19 protein-coding genes and 1 pseudogene are annotated in these 20,902 nt (G+C 63.8%); 13 read left to right on the top strand and 7 right to left on the bottom strand.

Annotated elements, in window-relative coordinates; genetic code table 11:
- Positions 1-238 precede the first annotated feature (238 nt).
- The 4 genes from AC0L2V_RS18945 to AC0L2V_RS18930 form a co-directional block, all read right to left on the bottom strand.
- Complete coding sequence (locus AC0L2V_RS18945) at positions 239-1,342, bottom strand: alcohol dehydrogenase family protein (RefSeq protein ID WP_473520887.1); 1,104 nt, start codon at positions 1,340-1,342, stop codon at positions 239-241.
- 166 nt (positions 1,343-1,508) lie between these two features.
- Complete coding sequence (locus AC0L2V_RS18940; protein WP_473520886.1) at positions 1,509-2,888, bottom strand: aminotransferase; 1,380 nt, start codon at positions 2,886-2,888, stop codon at positions 1,509-1,511.
- Between the two features lie 34 nt (positions 2,889-2,922).
- Entirely contained in the window at positions 2,923-4,416 is a 1,494-nt protein-coding gene (locus AC0L2V_RS18935; protein WP_473520885.1) for an NAD-dependent succinate-semialdehyde dehydrogenase, read from the bottom strand.
- 329 nt (positions 4,417-4,745) lie between these two features.
- Positions 4,746-5,228, bottom strand: a complete 483-nt coding sequence (locus AC0L2V_RS18930) for an Lrp/AsnC family transcriptional regulator (RefSeq protein WP_027155677.1) — start codon at positions 5,226-5,228, stop codon at positions 4,746-4,748.
- 90 nt (positions 5,229-5,318) lie between these two features.
- Between AC0L2V_RS18930 and ehuR the strand changes: the two genes are divergently transcribed.
- The 10 genes from ehuR (at position 5,319) to doeB (ending at position 15,102) form a co-directional block, all read left to right on the top strand.
- Entirely contained in the window at positions 5,319-6,704 is a 1,386-nt protein-coding gene (ehuR, locus tag AC0L2V_RS18925; RefSeq protein WP_023797845.1) for a MocR-like ectoine utilization transcription factor EhuR, read from the top strand.
- Positions 6,705-6,827: 123 nt separating this feature from the next.
- A complete protein-coding gene (gene ehuA, locus AC0L2V_RS18920) occupies positions 6,828-7,613 on the top strand; it encodes an ectoine/hydroxyectoine ABC transporter ATP-binding protein EhuA (RefSeq protein WP_023797847.1) in 786 nt (261 codons plus the stop codon).
- 94 nt (positions 7,614-7,707) lie between these two features.
- Positions 7,708-8,559 (top strand): ectoine/hydroxyectoine ABC transporter substrate-binding protein EhuB, encoded by an 852-nt coding sequence (gene ehuB / locus AC0L2V_RS18915; RefSeq protein ID WP_023797848.1) that lies wholly within the window; start codon positions 7,708-7,710, stop codon positions 8,557-8,559.
- 172 nt (positions 8,560-8,731) lie between these two features.
- The gene (gene ehuC / locus AC0L2V_RS18910; RefSeq protein ID WP_287174034.1) at positions 8,732-9,391 is read left to right on the top strand and encodes an ectoine/hydroxyectoine ABC transporter permease subunit EhuC; all 660 of its coding nucleotides are present in this window, start codon (positions 8,732-8,734) and stop codon (positions 9,389-9,391) included.
- 16 nt (positions 9,392-9,407) lie between these two features.
- Positions 9,408-10,067: an ectoine/hydroxyectoine ABC transporter permease subunit EhuD gene (gene ehuD / locus AC0L2V_RS18905; RefSeq protein ID WP_091600368.1), complete on the top strand. Its 660-nt coding sequence runs from the start codon at positions 9,408-9,410 to the stop codon at positions 10,065-10,067.
- A gap of 37 nt (positions 10,068-10,104) precedes the next feature.
- Positions 10,105-10,881: an ectoine utilization protein EutA gene (gene eutA / locus AC0L2V_RS18900; protein ID WP_473520884.1), complete on the top strand. Its 777-nt coding sequence runs from the start codon at positions 10,105-10,107 to the stop codon at positions 10,879-10,881.
- Positions 10,882-10,885: 4 nt separating this feature from the next.
- Positions 10,886-11,878 carry a hydroxyectoine utilization dehydratase EutB gene (eutB, locus tag AC0L2V_RS18895; protein WP_473520883.1) on the top strand — a complete coding sequence of 331 codons (993 nt, stop codon included), beginning with the start codon at positions 10,886-10,888 and terminating at the stop codon, positions 11,876-11,878.
- On the top strand, positions 11,875-12,867 hold the full coding sequence (gene eutC, locus AC0L2V_RS18890) for an ectoine utilization protein EutC (RefSeq protein WP_473520882.1): 993 nt from the start codon (positions 11,875-11,877) through the stop codon (positions 12,865-12,867). Before eutB ends, eutC begins: the two co-directional genes overlap by 4 nt.
- A gap of 37 nt (positions 12,868-12,904) precedes the next feature.
- Entirely contained in the window at positions 12,905-14,095 is a 1,191-nt protein-coding gene (doeA, locus tag AC0L2V_RS18885; RefSeq protein WP_473490700.1) for an ectoine hydrolase DoeA, read from the top strand.
- A gap of 5 nt (positions 14,096-14,100) precedes the next feature.
- The gene (gene doeB / locus AC0L2V_RS18880) at positions 14,101-15,102 is read left to right on the top strand and encodes a N(2)-acetyl-L-2,4-diaminobutanoate deacetylase DoeB (RefSeq protein ID WP_473520881.1); all 1,002 of its coding nucleotides are present in this window, start codon (positions 14,101-14,103) and stop codon (positions 15,100-15,102) included.
- 35 nt (positions 15,103-15,137) lie between these two features.
- Here doeB and AC0L2V_RS18875 read toward each other — a convergent pair.
- A pseudogene (locus AC0L2V_RS18875) lies at positions 15,138-15,803 on the bottom strand (phytochelatin synthase family protein); the annotation flags it as partial.
- Between the two features lie 896 nt (positions 15,804-16,699).
- Here AC0L2V_RS18875 and AC0L2V_RS18870 point away from each other — a divergent pair.
- Genes AC0L2V_RS18870 through AC0L2V_RS18860 form a run of 3 tightly spaced genes read left to right on the top strand, consistent with a single transcriptional unit; the run spans position 16,700 to position 19,781 of the window.
- Positions 16,700-17,767, top strand: coding sequence for a type III polyketide synthase (locus AC0L2V_RS18870; RefSeq protein WP_473520880.1), 1,068 nt, complete (start codon positions 16,700-16,702; stop codon positions 17,765-17,767).
- Complete coding sequence (locus tag AC0L2V_RS18865) at positions 17,764-18,477, top strand: methyltransferase domain-containing protein (RefSeq protein ID WP_473520879.1); 714 nt, start codon at positions 17,764-17,766, stop codon at positions 18,475-18,477. The genes AC0L2V_RS18870 and AC0L2V_RS18865 overlap by 4 nt, the downstream gene beginning before the upstream one ends.
- Complete coding sequence (locus AC0L2V_RS18860) at positions 18,474-19,781, top strand: NAD(P)/FAD-dependent oxidoreductase (protein ID WP_473520878.1); 1,308 nt, start codon at positions 18,474-18,476, stop codon at positions 19,779-19,781. The genes AC0L2V_RS18865 and AC0L2V_RS18860 overlap by 4 nt, the downstream gene beginning before the upstream one ends.
- A 59-nt stretch (positions 19,782-19,840) precedes the next feature.
- Here AC0L2V_RS18860 and AC0L2V_RS18855 read toward each other — a convergent pair whose 3' ends face one another.
- Together AC0L2V_RS18855 and AC0L2V_RS18850 are read right to left on the bottom strand one after the other, a co-directional pair.
- Entirely contained in the window at positions 19,841-20,137 is a 297-nt protein-coding gene (locus AC0L2V_RS18855; RefSeq protein WP_473520877.1) for a hypothetical protein, read from the bottom strand.
- A gap of 279 nt (positions 20,138-20,416) precedes the next feature.
- Positions 20,417-20,680, bottom strand: a complete 264-nt coding sequence (locus tag AC0L2V_RS18850; protein WP_236377249.1) for a hypothetical protein — start codon at positions 20,678-20,680, stop codon at positions 20,417-20,419.
- Between the last annotated feature and the right edge of the window lie 222 nt (positions 20,681-20,902).

The following is a 20,902-nucleotide window of genomic DNA, read 5'->3' as shown; positions in this document are numbered from 1 at the left end:
GTCCAATCTCCCCCCTTGCGGGGGAGATGTCCGGCAGGACAGAGGGGGGTGGGAAGGATCGCAACTTCGACTTCAGCCTTGCCAACCCGAATCAGCTTGGGCGTGGCTGCGATCGATTGACAGGTCGGAGGGACAGCACCCCGGGACAGCACCCCCCTCTGCCCTGCCGGGCATCTCCCCCGCAAGGGGGGAGATTGGCAGCTTCGCTGGCGACGCCATGCCTTGTTAGCCTTGATTGTCAACGCGTTGCAGCGAGGTCCGCAACGGCATCCGGAACGACCACCAGTTTGCCGACAAAATCCTTGGCGATGAAATCCGCCTGGGCGCGGTGGAAATCGGAGAGCTTGTAGACACCGCCGACCAGCGGCCGGATTTTCTTCTCCTCGATGTAGCGGACGATACGGCGGAAGTCGTGTCGCGTGCCCTGGCTGGAGCCGTGCAGCTGCAATTGCTTGAGATACATGGTGCGCAGATCGAGCTGCACGACCGGGCCGGCAATCGCGCCGGCGGTGGTGTAGCGGCCTTCGGCCCGAAGGATGCGCAACAGGTCATTGAAGATGCCGCCGCCGACGAGGTCGGCAACCACGTCGATCGGCTGGCCGCCGGTCGCGTTATTCACGGCGGCGGGCAGATCGGCGACGCCACGGGTGATCACCGCCTCGGCGCCGATGTCGAGCACCGCCTGTTCCTTGCCCTTGCCGACGACGGCATAGGGAATGGCGCCGCGCGCCCGCGCCAACTGCACGATGCCGGAGCCGGCGCCGCCCGACGCGCCGGTGACCAGCACACGCTCGCCGGCCTTCAATGCGGCGCGTTCGAGCATCTGTTCGCCGGTAAGATAAGCGCAGCAGAAGGTGGCGAGTTCGACGTCGGTCAGGTCGGTGGCGACGACATGGGCATTCTCGGCCGGCACGGTCTGGTACTCGGCATAGCCGCCGTCGCGGCCATGGCCCATATAGTCGATGTCGGCGAGCGAATCATCGTCGCGGTTGTAGATCGAGAAATCGACCATCACCCGCTCACCGATGCGGGCCGAAGAAACACCCTCGCCGACGGCAACGATGTTGCCGACCGTGTCGGTGCCCTGGATACGCGGGAAGGTCAGCGTATTGCCCTGACGCCGCCAGGTCGACACGGCGGCAGCATCTTCCTCCGTGCCGTAGGCGCCCTGGCGCACCCAGACATCGGTGTTGTTCATGCCGCACGCGGTGACCTTGACCAGAACCTCGCCCGGGGCGGGCGAGGGCACTTTGACATCGGTGCGATAGACGAGCTTTTCCGGCCCGCCGTGACCGGTCAGAAGCACGGCGGCCATGGTGGCGGGGAGGGCTTTGGAGGTCATTGATGTTTGCTTCCAGATATTCCAGGTTGGCGCTGCCCCTCACCCTTACCCTCTCCCCGTGAAAAACGGGGAGGGGGTCGCCAGCGCTGGAGCTTGTCCCTTCTCCCCGTCGTTCACGGGGAGAAGGTGCCGGCAGGCGGATGAGGGGCGGCACCAAGGTCGATAATTAGATGCTGGCAAACACGCCATTCACCGCATCGGCCGTCTTCGACACGACGATGTCGGCCTCTTCGCGGGTGAGGCACAGCGGCGGCGCGAAGCCGAGGATGTCGCCCTGCGGCATGGCGCGGCCGATGACGCCAAGCTCGGCAAGCGCGGTCGCGACCTGAGGCCCGATTTTTTGCGCGGCGTCGAAGAACACGCGGTCGTCCCGGTCGGCGACGAATTCGATTGCCGCCAGCATGCCGTCGCCGCGCACCTCGCCGACATTCTTGTGGCCGCCGACGGCTTTCGCCAGTTCGGCGCGGAAATAGGCGCCGGTCTCACCGGCGTTGGTCACCAGATCCATCTCGTCGATCAGTTCCAGGTTGGCGACACCGGCGGCAACGCAGATCGGATGCGCCGAATAGGTCCAGCCATGGCCCAAGCTGCCGAGTTTGTCGGAGCCCTGCACCAGCACCTGCCAGACCTTATCCGAGACGATGACGCCCGACAGCGGCGCATAGGCCGAGGTCAGTCCCTTGGCGATGGTGATCAGGTCGGGCTTGATGCCGTAGTGGTCGGAGCCGAACATGGTGCCCAGCCGGCCGAAGCCGGTGACCACTTCGTCGGCGACCAGCAGCACATCATATTTGTTCAGAACCGCCTGGATCTTTTCCCAGTACAGAGCGGGCGGCGGCACGATGCCGCCGGTGCCGAGGATCGGCTCGCCGATGAAGGCGGCGACCGTGTCCGGGCCCTCGGCCAGGATCATCTCTTCGAGCTTGTCGGCGCAGTGTTGGGAAAACTGTTCCTCGCTCATCGAGCGGTCGGCGCGGCGGAAATAGTAGGGCGCCTCGGTGTGCAGGATCGGCGCACGCGGCAGGTCGAAGGCGTTGTGGAACAGGTCGAGCCCGGTCAGCGATCCGGTCATGACACCAGAGCCGTGATAGCCGCGCCAGCGCGAGATGATCTTCTTCTTCTCGGGACGGCCGAGCACGTTGTTGCAGTACCAGATCAGCTTGATGTTGGTTTCGTTGGCGTCGGAGCCGGAGAGGCCGAAATAGACCCTCGACATGCCTTGCGGGGCGCGGTCGATGATCATCTTGGAAAGCGTGATCGACGCCTCGGTGCCGTGGCCGACATAGGCGTGGTAATAGGCAAGGTTCCTGGCCTGGGCGGCGATGGCGTCTGATATCTTCTGGCGGCCATAGCCGACATTGACGCAATAGAGCCCGGCGAAGGCATCGATGCTCTTGCGGCCGTTATTGTCCCAGATGGTGACGCCTTCGCCGCCGGCGATGACGCGGGTCGGCGATTCACCCCGTGCATGCGTGCCCATATGGGTCGAGGGGTGGAAGAAGTGGTCGCGGTCCCAGGCGGCGAGTTCGTTGGACTGGTCGAGCATTTTTTTACTCCTAAGGAAATGTCTCCGGCGCGGCTTACGCTACGTCCAGGCAGAGATACTTAAGATCGGTAAAGGCTTCGAGCCCGTGGCGCGAGCCCTCGCGACCGATGCCGGACTGCTTGACGCCGCCGAACGGAATCGGCGCGCCGGTGATCTTGACGCGGTTGATGGCGACCATACCGTAGTCGAGTGCACGGCCCATGCGCAATTGGCGGCCGCCGTTCTCGGTGACGACATAGGCGACGAGCCCGTATTCGGTGGCGTTGGCGCGGGCGATGACCTCGTCCTCGCTGTCGAAGGGCGTCACCGCGGCGACCGGACCAAAAGTTTCCTCGCGCACGATCAGCGCATCGTCGGTGACATCGGCGAGCAGGGTCGGCCGGTAGAACAGCGGTCCGGCCGGATGTCTGCCGCCGCCGGTTAGGCAGCGCGCGCCATGGGCGAGCGCATCGGCGACCTGCTCCTCGACCTTCTTGACGCCGCGCTCGTGCATCAACGGCCCGATGTCGATGTCATCGGCCAGGCCATTGCCGGTCCGCAGTGCCTCGATGCGCCTGGCGAAGGCGGCGCAGAAACGATCATAAATCGGGCGCTGGACATAGATGCGGTTGGCGGCAAGGCAATCCTGGCCGGAAGTGGCGAATTTGGCGTCGACGGCGATGGTCACCGCCTTGTCGAGATCGGCGTCGGCAAAGACGATCAGCGGCGCGTGGCCGCCAAGCTCCATGACCAGCCGCTTCATCGTCGGCGCACTTTGCGCGGCGATAAGCCTGCCGATCTCGGTCGAGCCGGTGAAGCTCATGGCGCGGACGCGCGGATCTTCGCACATCCGCCCAACGATGGTCGAGGCCTTGCCGGTGAGAACGTTGAAGACGCCAGCCGGCAGGCCGGCGCGTTCGCCGAGCTCGGCCAGCGCCAGTGCCGACAGCGGCGTTTCCGACGAAGGATGCGCGACGATGGTGCAGCCGGCGGCAAGGGCGGCCGCCGCCTTGCGGGTCAGCATGGCTGCGGGAAAATTCCACGGCGTGACGACGCCGACGACGCCGAGCGGTTCGCGCCGCACCATCATCTCGGCGTTTGGCAAATGACTGGTGACGCTTTCGGCGTTGAGGCGCTTTGCCTCTTCGGCATACCACTCGACGAAGGAGGCGGCGTAGTCGATCTCGCCAAGCGATTCCTTGAGAGGCTTGCCCTGTTCGAGCGTCATCAACAGCGCCAGATCCTCTTTCGCGGCGATGATCAGATCGAACCATTTTCGCAGGATTCTTGCCCGCTCCTGTGGGAGAGCCGCGCGCCAGGCGGGAAAGGCGCGCGACGCCGCGTCGATCGCCTTGCTCGTCTGCCTGGCGTCGAGCGCGGCAACCCAGGCAACGGTGGCGCCTGTGGCAGGGTCGGTCACCCCAAAACTCTCGGCGGCTTCACTCGCCGTCCAGTGGCCATCGACATAGGCGAGTTGGCGCAGCAGCCGCCGGTCGGCGAGCCGGTCAAGCGCTTCGTGGCGTTGTGGGCGGGCAAAATGCGCGGACATGTTCGAGGTCTCCCGGTTTCGGAGTGATGCGGAGAGACTATGCGCGCGGCGCAGACAGAGAGTCTGTTTCGGAGCGCACGCGTAGAGAGATTGTCTCTATTGGGCTGCTCGGGCAGACAATCTGTTCAGCTTATAGGCTGGGCTATCTCATCGAGGAAGTGCCCCCTCACCCGGATTGCCAACCGAATTGCAAAGGGCAATTCGGGGCAATCCGACCTCTCCCCCGAGGGGAGAGGAGATCGCAGCGCTGGCACCTTTCTCTTCTCCCCGCCGGGGAGAAGGTGGCCGCGAAGCGGCCGATGAGGGGGCTCTTTGCGATTTGCCAGACCTCACGACGGCGCCGGCAGCAGGTCGGCCACCGGCAAGGCGACCTCCTCCTTCACCGTCTTGGTGACGATGTAGGTGAAATAACGGTCGATGCCGATCTCGCGTTCGAGCAGGGCGTCGACCAGCCGCTGGTAGGCGTCGATGTCGCGCGCCATCACTTTCAGCAGATAGTCGACGCCGCCGCCCACCGACCAGCAGGCGACGATTTCGGGGACGTCGCGGATGACGCGCTCAAAACGGTCGAAATCGGCCTGGCGGTGGCTGGCCAGCGTCACCTCCATCAGGACGGTGGCGACCGGCGCGACGGCGCGCATTGCAACCCTGGCGTGATAGCCGGAGACGATGCCGGCCTTTTCCAGCTTGCGCAACCGCATCCAGCACGGCGTCGGCGACAGGCCGACCTTGTCGGCGAGCGCCAGCTTGGTGATGCGCCCGTCGCGCTGAACCGCGTCGAGGATTTTCAGGTCGATCTGATCCAGTTTCAATGCGGCCATGAGCGTCCACTTTTTTCCGCGACACCATGACGGCGCATTATTTCGATTGTCAATTGCACTGATTTCGATCTCTAATATGTCATGACATTGTGGCGTCCAGATCCCGCGCTTATCCGGCGGCCGGCCTATCAATCGCTCGCCGACCAGTTCGCGCGCGCCATTCATGACGGACGGCTGGCCAACGGCGCGCGGCTGCCGACGCATCGCCGGCTGGCCGACGATTTGAAGCTTTCGGTGCAGACAGTCAGCCGCGCCTATGAGGAACTGATCCGCCGGGGCCTGGTCTCCGGCGAGATCGGCCGCGGCAGCTTCGTGCAGACGCAGCGCCGCGAGCCGGAACCGCCCTATCTGCCGGAGCGCCTTGGCGAGGTCATCGACCTGTCGATCCTGAAGCCGGTCTGCGAGCCGATGCATCTGGAGCGGCTGAAGCAGGCGCTGGGCTGGCTCGCCGAGAACCTGCCGTCGACCTCGGCGCTGTCGTTCCGGCCGAACATGGTGTTTCCGCGCCACCGTGCAGTGGCGGTCGAATGGCTGCGGCTGTGCGGTCTCGACGTGTCGGCGCAGAATGTCAGCCTGACCAACGGCGCCACGGCCGGCATGACGGTGGCGCTGATGAGCGTGGCGCCGCCGGGTTCGACCGTCGCCACCGAGGCGATCGGCCATCACACGCTGATCCCGCTGGCGCGCTATCTCGGCTTCAACCTCGAGGGCCTGCCGATCGACGACAACGGCCTGATCCCGGAGGCGCTCGACGAGGCGTGCCGGCTTTCCGACATCCGCGCCGTATTCGTGCAGCCCTCGGTGATCAATCCGACTGCAACATTGATGAATGCCGCGCGGCGCGAGCAGATCGCTGCGGTGGCGCGCAGGCACGACATCGCCATCATCGAGAACGACGTGCTCGGGCCGCTGGTCGAGGGCCGTCCGCCGCCGGTCGCCGCCTTCGCGCCCGAGCGCACGCTCTACGTCACCTCCTTCACCAAGATCGTGCTGCCAGGCCTGCGCATCGGTTATCTCGCGGCGCCCGACCGCTATGTCGCTGCCGTCGCCAACCGGCATCTCGTCTCCAACTGGATGGCGACGCCGATGGTGGCAGAGATCGCGACAAAATGGGTGACCGACGGCACGGCGATGGAACTCGTCCGCTGGCAACGGTCGGCGCTGCGGCGGCGGCAGGAGATTGCCGCCCAGGTGCTTGCGGGGGTCGACTACCGCGTTCATCGAGACGGGCTGCATCTGTGGCTGGAACTGCCCGGCGACCGCGCCGAGGAGGGCTTCGTCTCACAGGCCCGCCTGCAGGGCGTGGCGATCGCACCGGGCACATCGTTCCGCATCTCGGCGGCGCCCTGGCAACCGGCAGTGCGCATCTCGCTGGGCTCGACAACCGAGGGGGAACTGCGCGCCGGCCTCAGTGTTGTCACCAAGCTTCTGCTCGGCGACCCGGAGCATCTGCTGCTGGCGATCTAGGCAAGCATTGCCGCGAAATTCTGCGGAGTCAGAAACATTGTCATGAGTTTATTTTCCTGATTGACATGATTTGGCGCGTTCCGCATCGTTAAGGCACAGCTTCTCCAGCACGGGGGAAATTCTTTGTCCGCGCCCATCATCAAGATCGACGCCATTTCGAAAAGCTTCGGCACCTTCAAGGTGCTGGACGGACTGTCGATGCAGGTCATGCCGCGCGAGAAGCTGGCGCTGATCGGCCCATCCGGCTCCGGCAAGACGACGATCCTGCGCATCCTGATGACGCTGGAGAGGATCGACAGCGGCCACATCCAGATCGACGGCGAGCAGCTTTACCACATGGAGCGCAACGGCCAGTTGCTGCCGGCCGACGAACGGCATCTGGCAAGAATGCGCCAGAAGATCGGCATGGTCTTCCAACTGTTCAACTTGTTTCCGCACAAGAGCGTCATCGACAACGTCACGCTGGCGCCGATCCTGACCAAGGGCATGCCGCGCGCCGCCGCCGAAAAACGGGCGATGGAACTGCTCGACATGGTCGGCATGGCCGACAAGGCGAAAGCGATGCCGGCGCAGCTTTCCGGCGGCCAGAAGCAGCGCGTTGCCATCGCTCGCGCCTTGGCGCTGCAGCCCAGGATCATGCTGTTCGACGAGGTGACATCGGCGCTCGATCCGGAACTGGTCGAGGAGGTGCTGAACGTGTTGTGGCGGCTCTGCTCGGAGACCGACATGACCATGCTGCTGGTCACACACGAAATGGGTTTTGCCCATGATTTCGCCGACCGGGTTCTGTTCTTCGACCGCGGCAAGATCGTCGAGGAAGGCAAGCCGGACGAGATTTTCCGCAACCCCAAGCAGGAGCGTACGCAAGCTTTCCTGAAGAAGATCATCGCGGCCGGACATCGCGTCTGACTGCCATGCCCCGGGCGGCAGCGCCGTCCTCCCAGGGCGGCGAATCCGTCCCGTGGAACGACCAAACCAAAAGAGAAACAAGGAGTTGGGAACAATGAAGAAACTTGGCATTCTGGCCGGCGTCGCCGGTGTTGCGCTGACCGCAATCCTGGCCGCTTCGACCGCGGGATCGGCCGACGACAGCAAGCTCGAAGAGCTCAAGGCACAGGGCTTCGCCCGTGTCGCCATCGCCAACGAGCCGCCCTATACGGCGGTTGCTGCCGACGGCAAGGTCTCGGGTGCGGCGCCCGATGTGGCCCGTGAAATCTTCAAGCGTCTTGGTGTCAACGACATCGTCGCCTCGATCTCGGAATATGGCGCGATGATCCCCGGCCTGCAGGCCGGCCGTTTCGACGTCGTCACCGCCGGCCTGTTCATGAAACCGGAGCGCTGCGCGGCGGTCGCTTATTCGGAGCCGGTGCTGTGCGACGCCGAGGCAATGCTGGTCAAGAAGGGCAACCCGAAGGGCTTCAAGAGCTATGAGGATGTCGCCAAGGATGCCACCGCAACGATCGGGGCGCCGGGCGGCGGCACCGAGGAGAAGCTGGCGCTCACTGCCGGCGTGCCGCGTGACCGCGTCATCGTCGTGCCGGATGGCCAGAGCGGCCTGAAGATGCTGCAGGACGGCCGCATCGACGCCTATTCGCTGCCGGTGCTGTCGATCAACGACCTGGTCAAGAAGGCCAACGATCCGAACCTCGAAGTCGTCGCCCCGGTGGTCGGCGCGCCGGTCTATTGCGACGGCGCGGCGTTCAAGAAGGGCGATGAGGCACTGCGCGACGCCTATGACGTCGAATTGGCCAAGCTGAAGGAGTCCGGCGAATTCGCCAAGATCATTGAGCCCTACGGTTTTTCGGCCGCGGCGGCGATGTCGACGAGCCGCGACAAGCTCTGCTCGGCAAAATAGGCGCCTTTTTCCTTCTCCCCGTTCACGGGGAGAAGGGTGTCACGAAGTGACGGATGAGGGGCAGCGCCAGTTCTGCCAAATTGGCTCTGCCCCTCATCTGCCTGCCGGCATCCCCGTGAACGGGGAGAAGATGCCAAGACTATAACCGCAAAACGCTGGAAATTCGAACTTCATGACCCAATGGTCCGGCTATTTCGGCCTGATATTGCAGGGAGCGCTTGTTACCATCGAGCTGACGCTGATGGGGTCGGTGCTTGCCCTGATCATGGCCTTTCTCGCCGGGCTGGGGCGGCTGTCGCGTTTTTTCGCTATTCGGGCGCTGGCCACCGCCTATATCGAATTCTTCCGCGGCACCTCGATCTTCGTGCAGCTGTTCTGGGCCTATTTCGTGCTGCCGTTCATCGGCATTTCGCTGACGCCGCTGCAGGCCGGCGTGCTGGCGCTTGGCCTCAATGTCGGCGCCTACGGCGCGGAGGTGGTGCGCGGCGCCATCCAGTCGATCGGCCGCGAACAGTACGAGGCCTGCACCGCGGTCAATCTCGGCCGCTGGCAAGCCATGCGCCATGTCATCCTGCCGCAGGCGCTGCTGGTGATGCTGCCGACCTTCGGCAACAACGCCATCGAATTGCTCAAGGCCACCGCCGTGGTTTCGCTGATCTCGCTCACCGACCTGACCTTCCAGGCGCAGGTGGTGCGCTCGCAGACCGGCAACACGCTGGTGCCGTTCACCACCATTCTCGTCATCTATTTCGCCCTTGCGCTGATCATTTCGTGGGGTGTGCGTTCGCTGGAACGCCGCATGGCGCGCGGCCTCGACGGGGTGCGCGTCTGATGGATCGGGCCTCGTAATGGAATGGGATTGGAATTTCGTCTGGGAGATCATGCCGACCCTGATCGAGGGCGTGAAGATCACCATCCTGGCGACGCTGCTCGGCTCGGTTCTGGCAGCGATCGTCGGCTTGGCTATCGCGCTGGCGCGGCGCTCGCCGAACAAGGGTTTGTCGCGCAGCGTCGGCTTCCTCGCCGAGTTCATTCGCGGCACGCCGCTCTTGGTGCAGCTCTACTTCATCTTCTATGTGCTGCCGGATATCGGTATCCTGCTGCCGCCGCTGGTGGCGGGCGTCATCGGCCTCGGGCTGCATTACGGCACCTACACGGCCGAGGTCTATCGCGCCGGCATCGACAATGTGCCGCGCGGCCAGTGGGAAGCCGCCAAGGCCTGCAATCTCAACGCTAGGCAGACCTGGACCCACATCATCATGCCGCAGGCTATCCCGCCGATGATCCCGGCGCTTGCCAACTATTTTATCGCCATGTTCAAGGAGACGCCGCTGCTTTCGGCGATCACCGTGCTGGAACTGATGAACCAGGCCAAGAGCGTCGCCAACACCTATTACCGCTATGTCGAGCCGATGACCTTGGTCGGCGCCTTCTTCCTCGTCATCAGCCTGTTCTCGGTCGTGCTGCTGCGCTGGCTGGAACGCCGCTACGGGCGCATTGAAAAATGACAGTTCCTTCGACCAAACCGTTGGCAAGGAGCGCATGGTGACCGCGGCAGTCGACATCCGCCTGCACTCGACACGGCCGGCGCTCGACGCGCGTCCGCTGGAAAAGCGCGTCGGCCTGATCATCCTTGCCACCGACCATACGACCGAACCGGATTTTCGCCGCATGGTGGCAGGCGACCGGATCGGCGTCTATGTCGCGCGCATCCCCTATGCCAATCCGACGACGCCGGACAATTTGCGCAAGATGCAGCCGTCGCTGACGGCGGGCGCCGCGCTCATCCTGCCCGATGAGCCGCTCGACGCGGTCTGCTATTCCTGCACCTCGGCCTCGGTGGTCATCGGCGATGCCGAGATCGAGGCGGCGGTGCAGGCGGCCAAGCCCGGCGTACCCGTGGTTACGCCGCCGATGGCAGGGGTGCGCGGCTTGAAAGCGCTGGGCGCCAGGACGATCAGTATTCTCACTCCCTACACGGTCGAGACCAGCCGGCCGATGGCCGCCTATTTCGCGGCGCACGGGTTCGAGATCGCCAGCTTCACCTGTCTCGGCTTCGACGACGACCGCGAGATGGCGCGGATTGCACCGGCCACACTGGTCGATCTGGCAGCCAAGACGACCGACGCGCAAGCGGACGCACTGTTCGTCTCCTGCACGGCGCTGCGGGCCGCACTTGCCGTCGTCGGCATGGAGGAGGCGATCGGCCGCCCGGTCGTCACCAGCAATCAGGCAACGGCTTGGAACTGCCTGCGGCTTTGCGGCGACGACGAGCCGCGCGCCGAATTCGGCCGTCTGATGACGCTGCCTTTGGGACAATGAGGCCATGACACCTGCGCCCATCACCCTCGCCGATATCCAGTCAGCCCGCGATCGCATCGCCGGCAAGGTCGAGCGCACGCCGACCGTGCTTTCCCCGAGTCTTTCCGGGCACTTGGGCGCGCCTGTTTATCTCAAGCTCGAACATCGGCAGACGACCGGCAGCTTCAAGCTGCGCGGCGCCTCGAACGCCATCGCTTCGCTGAACGCCGAGGAGAAGGCGCGCGGCGTGGTCGCCGCCTCGACCGGCAATCACGGCCGGGCGCTGGCTCATGCGGCAAAGCTTGAAGGCATGCGCGCGACGATCTGCATGTCGCGACTGGTGCCGCAGAATAAGCTCGACGAAATCCGCCGGCTCGGCGCCGAGATCCGCATCGTCGGCAACAGCCAGGACGATGCGCAGCAAGAGGTCGACCGGCTGGTCGCGGAAGACGGCCTGATCATGCTGCCGCCCTTCGACCATCCCGATATCATCGCCGGGCAAGGCACGCTCGGGCTGGAAATCATCGAGCAGGTTGCGGACGCCGCCCTGGTGCTGGTGCCGCTTTCCGGCGGCGGGCTGGCGGCGGGTGTCGCCGCTGCTGTGAAGGGCGTCAGCCCCGGCACGAAGGTCATCGGCGTTTCGATGGCGCGGGGCGCGGCGATGAAGGCAAGCCTCGATGCCGGACATCCGGTTCTGGTCGAGGAACTGCCGACGCTGGCGGATTCGCTCGGCGGCGGAGTCGGCCTCGACAACCGGCTGACCTTCTCGATGTGCCGCGACCTGCTCGACGATGTTATCCTGCTCAGCGAGGACGAGATCGCCGCCGGCATCCGCCACGCCTATGAACAGGAGCGCGAGATCGTCGAAGGCGCCGGCGCGGTTTGCATCGCCGCCGTGCTTGCCGGCAAGGTCAGGGCGAGCGGCCCCACTGTGCTCATTCTGTCGGGCCGCAATATCGACATGACGCTGCACAGGAAAGTCGTTTGTGGCGAAGCAATTGAGGAGAGCGCCGCATGAGCCGGATGACGATACTGACCGAAGCCGAATTGCGCGCGATCGTGAAGCTCGATCTCGATGCCGTCGCCTGCGTCGAAAATGCGTTCCGAGCGCTTGCCACCTTGCCGGTGTCGATGCCGCCGATCCTGCGGCTCGACATTCCCGAGCATCGCGGCGAGGTCGACGTCAAGACCGCCTATGTGCCAGGGATCGACGGTTTTGCCATCAAGATCAGTCCCGGCTTCTTCGACAATCCGAAGCTCGGCCTGCCCAGCGTCAACGGCATGATGGTGCTGCTGTCGTCAAAAACCGGGCTGGTCGAGGCTCTGCTGCTCGACAATGGCTATTTGACCGACATCCGCACGGCGGCGGCCGGAGCGGTCGCGGCGAAACATCTTTCGCGAGCCGACGCTTCGATCGCCGCGATCTTCGGCGCCGGCGTCCAGGCGGGGCTGCAGCTCGAAGCGCTTTTGCTGGTGCGGCCGATCGCTCAAGCGCGCATCTGGGCGAGGGATGCCGCCAAGGCCGAAGCCGCAGCGGATGCATTGCGCGAAAAACTGGGCATCGTCGTGCACGCTGAACCCGACGCGGCAAAGGCGGCGGCCGGCGCCGACATCATCGTCACCACGACGCCGTCGACCGAACCGCTGATCAAGGCCGGCTTCGTCTCCGCCGGTCAGCACATCACCGCGATGGGCTCGGACGCCGAGCACAAGAACGAGATCGCGCCGGCGATCCTGCGCATGGCCGATCTCTACGTCGCCGACAGTGCGAAACAGACGCGGCTGCTGGGCGAACTGCATCATGCCATCGCGACGGGGGTGATGGCGGCCGATGCCGAGATCACAGAGATCGGCCAGATCATCGCCGGCGATAGACATGGCCGCCGTTCGGACAGCGACATCACCATCGCCGACCTCACCGGCACCGGCGTGCAGGACACCGCGATCGCCACGCTCGCCCGCGACCGTGCGCGGGCGGCCAACACCGGGACGATTTTCGAAAGCTGATGCCGGCCGCAAGGCCCAACAAACGAGGACCAGAACAATGCAGCCCAATTTGAAATTCTCGCGCGGCGAATATGCGGATCGCCTCGCCAAGACTCGCAAGGCCATGGCAGCCAAGGGCGTCGATCTGCTTGTTGTCAGCGATCCGTCCAATATGGCCTGGCTGACCGGCTATGATGGCTGGTCGTTCTATGTGCACCAGGCCGTCATCGTGCCGCCGTCGGGCGAACCGGTGTGGTACGGGCGCGGCCAGGACGCCAACGGCGCCAAGCGCACCGCCTATCTCGCGCACGACAACATCGTCGGCTATGCCGACCATTATGTGCAGTCGACCGAACGCCACCCGATGGATTTTCTGTCGCAGGTGCTAGCCGATCGTGGCTGGGGCAAGCTCAGCATCGGTGTCGAGATGGACAATTACTGGTTCTCGGCCGCTGCCTTCGCTTCGCTGCAGAAACACCTGCCCAATGCCCGCTTCGTCGACGCTACGGCACTCGTCAACTGGCAGCGCGCGGTGAAGAGCCCGACCGAGATCGATTACATGCGCAAGGCCGCCCGCATCGTCGAAGCGATGCACCAGCGCATCGTCGACAAGATCGAAGTCGGCATGCGCAAATGCGATCTGGTCGCCGAGATCTATGATGCCGGCACGCGCGGCGTCGACGGGCCAGAGGGAAAGATTGGCGGCGACTACCCGGCGATCGTGCCGCTGCTGCCGTCTGGCGCCGATGCGTCGGCGCCGCATCTGACCTGGGACGACCGGCCGATGAAGTCGGGCGAGGGCACCTTCTTCGAGATCGCCGGCTGCTACAACCGCTACCATTGTCCGCTTTCGCGGACTGTGTTCCTCGGTAAACCGACGCAGGAATTCCTCGATGCCGAAAAGGCGACACTGGAGGGAATGGAGGCGGGGCTGGCCGCGGCAAAGCCCGGCAATACATGCGAGGACATCGCCAACGCCTTCTTCGCGGTGCTGAAGAGATACGGCATCGTCAAGGACAACCGCACCGGCTATCCGATCGGGCTTTCCTATCCGCCGGACTGGGGCGAGCGCACGATGAGCCTGCGCCCCGGCGACCGCACCGAGCTGAAGCCCGGCATGACGTTCCATTTCATGACCGGCCTGTGGCTGGAGACGATGGGGCTCGAGATCACCGAATCCATCCTGATCACCGAGACCGGGGTCGAGTGCCTGGCCAATGTGCCGCGCAAACTGGTCGTGAAGAATTGAGCCCGATGTCCAGCCTTCGCCCATCGCCAATCACGCCGACCGTCGATTTCGATCGCGACGGCGTGCAGCACGGCTTCCTGCGCCTGCCGTACAGCCGTGACGATTCCGCCTGGGGATCGGTGATGATCCCGATCTGCGTGATCCGCAACGGCAGCGGGCCAAGCGCATTGCTCACCGGCGGCAATCATGGCGACGAATATGAGGGGCCGCTGGCCCTCTACGATCTCGCCCGCACGCTCGATCCCAAGCAAGTCAGCGGCACGGTGATCAACGTGCCGGCAATGAACTATCCGGCGTTCCGCGCCGGCACCCGCACCTCGCCGATCGACAAGGGCAATCTGAACCGCAGCTTTCCCGGCCGGCCCGACGGCACGGTGACCGAGAAGATCGCGGACTATTTTCAACGAGAGTTGCTCCCCCGCGCAGACATCGCGCTCGACTTCCACTCCGGCGGCAAGACGCTCGACTTCGTGCCGTTCTGCGCCGCCCATATCCGGCCCGATAAGGTGCTGGAGGCGAAGGGGTTCGCCGCCGTTGAAGCGTTCTCGGCGCCGTGGTCGATGAAGATGCTGGAGATTGATGCGGTCGGCATGTTCGACACTGCCGCCGAAGAGATGGGCAAGCTGTTCATCACCACTGAACTTGGCGGTGGTGGGACTTCGCGCGCGGAAACGGTGCGGATCGCCCGTCGCGGCGTGCTCAATGTGCTGCGCCATGCCGGCATCGTCGCCGGTGCGGTCGAGATGCAGCCGACCCGCTGGCTCGACATGCCGTCGGGCGATTGCTTCTCGTTTGCCGAGGACGACGGGATGATCGAAACGATGATCGATCTCGGCGAGCCTGTCGAGGAGGGCCAGGTCCTGGCGCGCATCCACTCCATTGGCCGCACCGGTGCCGCACCTCAGGAGATCAGGGCAAGGATGTCGGGTCTACTGGCTGCCCGCCATTTCCCCGGACTGGTCAAGGCGGGCGACTGCACCGCCGTGGTTGCCGTGCTGGTCGATTGAAGGCGAGGCAATCGACACTGCTTGCGACCATGATACTCGATCAGCAGCAGGCCGCGTTTCTTGTCGCCGTCGCTATCGATTGTGTCCATGGCTGAGAACAGGCGCTCTCGCTCGACCAGCCAGGGCTTGTAGTCCTCGTTTACATCGAGGACGAAAACCACGTCCTCGGCCTCCAGATATCCTCCGACCGGGGAAAAATGGCCAGCGCCGGCGCCGAAAATCTTCTCACGGGTAAAGTTGACGATGTAACGGCGGCCGGGATCGTTGGCGCGCTTCATGTGCTCGCGAAATGCATCGGCGCTCAGATCCCGAAGCACGGAGACCTTCCGCTTGGTGTTCGTTCGAGCGACCTCGGCAAGCTCGTCCAGCGTGAGCCCGATGACGCAAAAACCGGTCCAGCATTTTCCGGTTCCCGCGAGGACTTCGGCTTCGGTTGTCTCCTCCTCGCCGATGGAGCGGAAGGTGTTTGCGACACTTGCCGGGCCGCACCTTGATCCGTTTGATTGCCATGTGACGTCGGCATTGAAGGTGGCAGCCACGGGCAGCTTCCAGGCGCTTTCGATCAATTCAGGAGTGCGGGTAACCGACGACTGGATTGCGTCTTGCGAAACTCTGGACTGGCCGGCAATCAAAAGTGCGGCGCCGCCCAGCACGCCGACGACGGCGATCACAATCACACCGAAAGCGAGACTGCGCTTCATTGCTGAATCTCGGAGCAGGCAGCAACAGGAGAATGAAGAAAAGGCACAGCAACGTCAATCGGCGCCGCACCCGGCCAGTCGCAATCTGGTCCTGCAGCAACTGAAGCCGGCCGCTTGCCAAGCCGGCTGCCGCCGCTCATCGCCGTGAGCGCTGGGTCTGGGAGAGTATGGATCGGGCAGGGAACTTCGCCGGTGAAAGAGCGGGGTCGTTTCGTTAGCGCCAATAGCTGCTGCGCCTGCAAACCTCAGGCTTCCAGAGACGACCCAAATTACGACTTGCTCGGCGTAGGCGTCGCTATAGGCGAACCTAACGAAGCCCAAGGAAGCTGAGTATCGCAATTACGATAACGACGGCCCCGACCAGCCAGATGATATTGTTCATGACAGCTCTCCTTCTCTTTGCCGCGAGCCTTGTGGCAGCTCGCGATAATTATGGCGAACGCCCTCACGGCATTCTCGTTCCAAAACTGAGCCTTAAGCCGCCAATTACTCTTTGGACTGGAGGCCCGCGCCTCTGGAGGAGCGCGGGCCGACCGGGGGCCCGATCAAGCAGCCAATATCCGGGAGATACTCGCTGTCATCCTACAATCGTTAGTATTCGCTAATGTTCCATCGATCGGCAAAAAGACAGTGCCCGGAGAGGGTCGGACGCAACGGCGCCTCGGCCCGAAGCGCGGGCACTTCGGTGGACGCCTCGGTGATGGAGCCTATGTTCCTAGTGGCCGGCGAACCGCAGCGTCGCCTGGCAACACACAGGCTGAACCTCGGGATGAAATCAGTTCTCAGAAACGTTCATCAACAACACTCAATGCCTGCTGCCCGACACCTGGTGCCGATGACCAAACAACCTCCGGCGGTGGTTTTGGAAAATACCGTGCGCGACGTGGAGACCGAATATGCCGGCCAAAGCGTATATTAACCGGATCGCGACAGCAGTGCCGGAGCACGAGGTTCATCAATTCTATCTGCGTTTCGCCGCCTCCATGCTTGCGGCCGATGGGCGAAGAATTTTCGAACGCATGGTTGACGTTGCCGGCATCGAGCACCGCTATTCATGCTTTGCACCTGCCGTCGACCCCGAAGGACCATCAGCAGATCTGGCCGGGAGGTTCATCCGGGGTGCCTTTCCTGGAACGGCCGAGAGAATGGCGATGTTCTGTCATGCCGCACCTGTTCTGGCGCAAAAAGCCGTCGACGGATTGGAGCTTGGTGGCGGCGCTTCCCGCATCACCCATCTCATCGTCACCACCTGCACCGGTTTTTCAGCGCCGGGCATCGACCTGGAGCTGGTTGCGCGATGCGGCCTGCCGGGCTGGGTCGAACGCACGATGATCGGTTTCATGGGCTGCTACGCGGCGATCAACGGCCTCAAGCTTGCCCGCCACATCGTCCGCTCCGATCCGCAGGCCAGGGTCCTGCTGGTCAATATCGAACTCTGCACGATGCATCTGCGGGAAACCAGCGAACTGGAAAAGCTGCTGTCGTTCTGCCTCTGGGGCGATGGCTGTGCGGCTGCGCTCGTCACCGCCGAACCGCACGGCATCGAGCTCGAAAGCTTCTACGGCATCGTGGCGGACGAGCGGCGGGATCTGATGAGCTGGAGCATTAGTGACCACGGTTTCGAAATGGTTCTTTCCGGCCAGGTCCCGGCAGCAATCCATGACGCGTTGCGGAGCAATCGCGACGCCATCCTCGGTGGTCGGCCGACCGAGGCGATCGACCTCTGGGCCGTGCACCCGGGGGGACGTTCGGTGCTCGACGCCGTCGAACGGGCCCTGGAACTCGCGCCCACCGCGCTGGAGCCATCGCGCGAGGTGTTGCGCCGATGTGGAAACATGTCGTCGGCGACCGTCATGTTCGTGATGAAAGAGATGTTGAAGGCGCCACCAGGAATGCTCGGCTGCGGCATGTCGTTCGGACCCGGGCTGGCGGCCGAAACCATGCTTTTCCGAACGGCGTCATGAGCAGCCTGGAGCACCGCCAGCTTGCGCCGGAAATCCTCGACGGGCTTGCGGGCGACGATCCGCGAGCGCTTGCTGCGCGGCGCGACCTCCGTCGCATCAACGCGCTGATGTTTCAGGCCAGGATCATGGCGTCGCTGCTGCAGAAATTTGTGCCAGGGCCGCCGCGCCGGATTCTGGAGATCGGCGCTGGCGATGGCTCCTTCATGCTGGCGTTGGCGCGGCGCATGGCCGGGCATTGGCCTGGGGTCGAACTGGTAATGCTCGACCGCGTCGACCTCATCACCGCGCAATTGCGTGGCGATTTCGCCAGGCTGGGATGGACGGTCGAAGGCGTCACCGCCGATGTCTTCGACTGGGCGAGAAAGAACGAGGGTACGCGGTTCGACGCGATCACCGTCAATCTGTTTCTGCATCACTTCGACGATGGCAAGATCGTGCGTCTGTTTTCGCTGATGGCGCCCAAGGCCCCGCTGCTGTTGGCGACAGAGCCGTTGCGGACCAGACTGGCATTGGCCGCGACCCGCCTTCTCCCGGCGATCGGCGCCAATGACGTCACACGAAACGACGCGGCTCAAAGCGTGCGTGCCGGCTTTCGCGGCAACGAGCTTTCCGGTCTCTGGCTCGCGGCAAACGGCAAACCGGTCGAGGAACGGCGCGCCGGCCTTTTTTCCCACATTTTCGTCGGCACCAGCGCCGGTCATGACCTATGACTCGATTGTCGACCCATGACGCGATCGTCATAGGCGCCGGCCCGGCGGGCACGTCCGTCGCGCTGACGCTGGCCCGGCGCGGATGGGCCGTGGCTATCGTGGAAAAGAGCGTGTTCCCGCGCCGCAAGGTCTGCGGCGAATATATATCGGCAAGCAATCTTGCGCTTCTGGACCAGCTGGAGATCGGCGAAGCGTGGCGTGCCAATGCCGGCCCCGAAATCCGCCGCGTCGGCTTGTTTTCCGGCGAGACCTGCGCCGAGGCGGCAATGCCTCCTGCAAAAGATGGGCCTCCCGCAAAAGATGGGCCTCCCGCAAAAGATGGGCCTCCCGCAAAAGATGGGCCTCCCGCAAAAGATGGGCCTCCTGCAAAAGATAGGTCCCGCGAGAAAAAAGATGGTTTCGGCCGGGCGCTTGGCCGGGATGTTTTCGACTGTCTGCTTTTGCAGGCGGCGCGATCGGCGGGCGTCGAAACCTTTCAGCCTTGCCGCGCCGTCGCCATCGACCCAGATGGCGAGGCGCAATTGGTGCGAATTCAAGCCGGAAACGAAACGACGATGCTGCGCGCGCCGGTGATTGTCGCCGCACACGGCTCCTGGGAGCCAGGACCGCTGCCCAGCCAGCTCGGAAAGACCAACCGCCCTTCGGACATGTTCGGCTTCAAGGCGCATTTCACCGGGTCGTCCCTGGCGCCTGATTTGATGCCCCTGCTGGTGTTTCCTGGCGGTTATGGCGGCATGGTTTCGGCGGATCATGGCCGGCTGTCGATCTCCTGCTGCATTCGGCGCGATATGCTCGCACAGTTGCGCAAACACCCCAGACACCAGAGACATTTGTCGGCCGCCCAGGCGGTCTCCCGTCATCTGATGGAATCATGTCGGGGCGTGAGGGATGCGCTAGAGTCAGCTGACGCCGACGGGCCTTGGCTTGCCGCAGGTCCGATCCGGCCAGGAGTTCGCTCCTGCTACGAACGCGACATCTTTCGCGTCGGCAATGCAGCCGGAGAGTCTCATCCTGTCATCGCCGAGGGCATCTCGATGGCGCTTCAGTCCGGCTGGCTGCTGGCTTGCGAACTCTCATGCGCGCCACGCGGCCGCGCAGGGCGCGAGACGGCCGGCAGACGCTACGAGGCGGCCTGGAAAAGTCTGTTTTCAACTCGGGTCTACGCCGCCGCCGCACTTGCCGGGATTGCCGTTAGTCCAAGCAGCGCCACCTTGATGGCGGCAATTATCCGGAATTTCCCGCAAGCGCTAACGTTGGGTGCGCAACTGAGCGGCAAGACAAAGCCGGTTCCCGGCTTTGTCTGACTGGTGGCGCGGCGCATTCGTGCGCTCCCACGGGAAGTAGCGACCTCAACAGCGCTAGCTCACTTGGGGCAGTTCTCCATGTCCGAAGTTGCAGTGCCACTGGCGGAGTTTGTATTCGCATCGGCGCCTGCGGTTTCCTTGCACCGATCGCCCATGCCGTCGGCGCCGTCGGTGGTTGAACCGGTTACGTTCGGATCGGCAGGAGTTGCATTATCGGTGCCGGGAGCCATGGTGCCAGTGTCTGTCCCGGTGGCCGCTCCCGGATTGTTGGTGCCGGATCCAGTACCGTCTGATTGCGCCACCGCCGAAGTGGCGAGGGCGATGCTGAGTGCGGCTGCGGAGAGAATTTTTTTCATCACGGTCGGTCTCCATTAGAGTTGCATCGCTGGTTGCGATGATTATCCAACGAGCGTTTTTTGGAGTTGTTCCATCGGACAGAAATCGTGATTAATAGAGTGGAGCCGATGGCAATCCAGCAGCAATGCTGGCGAAGCAGCGAACGAGCGCCTTGGCCAATCTCCCCCCTTGTGGGGGAGATGTCCGGCAGAACAGAGGGGGCTGTCCTGGGCGCTGTCCCGCCGCCATCAAAGGTTCTGCACCTTCGTGACGCTACGGTCGCTCCAGATCAGCCCCGCTCACGGCTCGTCGATGTCCTGCTTCGAGGGGTTGCGCGAGAGGGCGCGTTCCTCTTCGTCGTCCGGCAGCGCCTCGTCGCTCTCCTGGTACGGATTGTCGTCGTCTTCCTCGGGCAGTTCAGCCTCCTTCTCGAGGTCGTAACGGATGTCGCCGTTTCCCGGCACGCTGTCTGGCAGAATCTTACTGCCTTTGATCGCGTCCCAATCCTGCTGTTCGATGGTCGGGCCTTCGGATGGATCGTCGGGTTTTCTGCGCGGTGCCATCAGAGCTCTCCTCTGCACTGGTTGCTCATATGCCTAACTCCGCGGACCGCTGCGTAGTTCCTCCGATCGAACCGACGAGATCGTCTGCAGCGATCCAGCACTCATCTCGGTTCGGCCTGCCGGCGGCTTTTTACCTCAATGAGAGCTGACCGTTGTGCGGGTTGCGCAATGCCGGCCAGCGAGCGATCAGGAACTTGCGCGACTTCTAATATAGAGGCAGAC

The sequence above is a fragment of the Mesorhizobium sp. WSM4814 genome, from assembly GCF_055811595.1.
Note: the sequence above shows the minus strand (reverse complement) of the source record. Positions and strands in the feature narration are given on the sequence as shown.